The 2783-nt window shown below is 38.2% G+C and carries 1 protein-coding gene and 1 pseudogene; both read right to left on the reverse strand.

All coding sequences use genetic code 11. The features are described from left to right. Window positions 1-1724, reverse strand: a pseudogene (locus ACFIKJ_RS08925) (hypothetical protein); the annotation flags it as partial. Window positions 1725-2341: 617 nt separating this feature from the next. Further along, on the reverse strand, window positions 2342-2783 hold a 442-nt coding region (locus ACFIKJ_RS08930; RefSeq protein WP_375652172.1), incomplete at its 5' end, for a YadA-like family protein.

Consider the following 2783-nt stretch of genomic DNA (forward strand, 5'->3'; position numbering starts at 1 on the left):
TCAAAGGCAGAAGCTACATCAGTATAGCTTTTATCTTCTGCAGTGCCATCTTCCTTAACGGTCTTAACCTTGAAAGTTGGACCTGTCCAGTTTCCATTTCCAAAATCAGCATCACCACCAAAAAAAGTAGCTACCTTACCACCTAGTGTATTTATCTGTGAACCATTCACCGCTTCATCTGAATTTGCACTGAGATCGCCACCTAATAAACCGGAAATGGTTCGTTTCCCATTATCTTTATTCAAAATGCTGACTTTAGTGCCGCCTGATGCCTTACCAATGGTGATGATAGTCGCTCCCCCCGAACGGAGACTGCGCGCTAAAGTAACCTCTTCTTCTTCCTTAACAAGGATGCTGTCTCTTACATCGACAATCTCTTTATTCAGAGTAGTGAAAGTACTGTTAACACCTTCAAAAGCAGCAGCAACATTGTGATAAGTCTTTTTGGCACCTTCTGTGCCGTTAGCATCAAATTGCGCAACTTTGAAATCAGGTTCTGTCCATTTGCTTTCCCCATACTTGGCATTACCACCAAAATATTTAGCAAGGGCTGTGTTCGTGGAATAAAGTTGTGAACCATTCACCGCTTGTTGTGAAGTCTCAGTGAGTGCTACAGCCTTAACTTTTTTTATCTCTTTACCTCCAGCATCAATACCATCGGTCTTTATTTTCGGACCATCAGTAATGACCAGACCTGTTGCATCTAGGGTGGTTGTGCCTGCCTTTAAACTCGTTAATGTAACATCCTTAGCTAAATCAAATTTTACCTTATTGTCTTTATCACCTTTTGTAACCTTTATGTTATTACTTGCAGCAGCTAAATCTACTAATTTATTCGATTCAACCGTTGTAGTATTCGCTCCAGAAACAGAGAGTTTCCAACTTCCGGCATTCTTTTCTAATACTTTCAACTGCGCTACATTTACTGCATCAGTATCTTCAGTACCACCTGCAACGCCTACAATTTGTCGTGTTTTTCCCTTTCCTATGCTACCAATACTAAGCGCTCCTTCAGAGCTGATCCAAGCATGCAAATCTGCCCCCGGCTCTACCAAAACGCCTAATGGCCTATATGCATTAATACCACTGCCTATAAAAGCTTCACTATCAGCACCTAAAGCAATCCCACCACTCTTGGTCACCTTCGCATTAGAACCAATAGCCGTCCCTCTAATCTCATTTGTCTCGGTTGCATTGTAACCAATAGCAACGCCATGTTGCATCACTGTTTTCGCACTATGACCTATTGCCACAGTATTAGTGCCGATGTTAATCCCGCTATCTCTAGTACTTCTAGTCAGTGGCCTCATATTAAATGTTGTTGCATCATTATCAAATCCAACAGACTTATAAGTGCTCTCTAAAGCAGGTATAGTAAAAGAACTCTCATTACTTTTATCCAAAAAAGTTTTGTTTAGAAAATTTGCATAGTTACTAGAAGCATTAATCTCTTCTACTCCTGCTTTTTTGAGCACTGTTAAATAATTGTCTTTTGAAACAGGAGACGCATTCAAACCAGCAACAGGGATGATGTTTTGTGGATAAGACACACCAGCACTTTTTACACCTTCAAGAAAGGTGTTCCTAAAATCAGGATTTGCTGAAAAAACAGGTGTAACATTCGATAAAAATGTAACCGCTGTAGCCAACGAAAGAACTTTAACAAAAGAAAAACGAGAAAGTTTTAATTTACTCGCTACTTGTGTGGCATGTATTTTTTTCATAATGGATTCCCCCCAAAAAACTTTAGAAACACACTTGATGACGCAAAAAAAACACATTTTAGCAATAAGAGTTTGAAATGAGTTTGATTTTGAGCCTTTGTACTGTGTATGTTTGATATAATGAGACCTAAATGTATATTTTTAGACGTAGTTATGACACATTTAGAGTCTAATGGTCATCGATGGGTTATTTTTTGCCTAACTTAAATTGTAATATCTAAGATTTTTGAAATTTATTGAATAATTGCTTTTCGCAAATCATCTCTTTTTTAGTATTATACAGTGATATACATAAATTTGCCGTGTGCTTTTTATCTTCGCGCATCACTTACCTCCCCTTTTAAAATTCATTTTATCAGAATGAGTCTTACTCACAACAGATTTTGTTACTTATAAAACATATTTGTAGAATATCAAGAAAAAAATGATTTTCCTGAGATATTTAGAGAGATAATTCGTTGTGAAGATAAAAATATCGCTTTTTTACAACAGTTGCCAAGAGGTTTTTTGATTATAGGACTTAGGTTTGTATTGTGTTTGTATGCTTAAAAAATTTTGCCCCCGCTTCATAAAAGCAAGGGCAAACGGGTGTTTGTTGAAATATTTTATTTTTATTGTTAATTTAGCGTTAAGCTTAGTCCTACGCCTGCTCCCCAGCGCCCCCCAGCAGTTGTAACAGATAGACTAGAACGGATTTTTCCATCTTCAGAGGTATAACCAGCACCAACAGCAAATGCAGACTGATTGATCCATATACCACTACCAAATGCAACACTCAACTTTCCTGGTGCATCATTGTAACGTAAGTTAGAGACAGCCAACCCAATAGCCGCAGCTTGCCTTGCCTCTTTCCGAACATCCTCAATAGCATAATTTAACGTCTCAAACTTCATATCTGTGTAGGATTTTGCCTCGTTAACGCCATTATCGACAAGACTACCTATTTGATCATCCGTATATTTCTTCGCATCTTCAAGAACTATCTTCATCTGCTGTTCGGTGTAATCATGTAACTGACCCCCATTAACAGCTTCATGCGAGCCCGTTTCAATCTTTCCA

This window comes from Bartonella sp. PS7NMGDW (genome assembly GCF_042193585.1).
Taxonomy (GTDB): Bacteria; Pseudomonadota; Alphaproteobacteria; order Rhizobiales; family Rhizobiaceae; genus Bartonella; species Bartonella grahamii.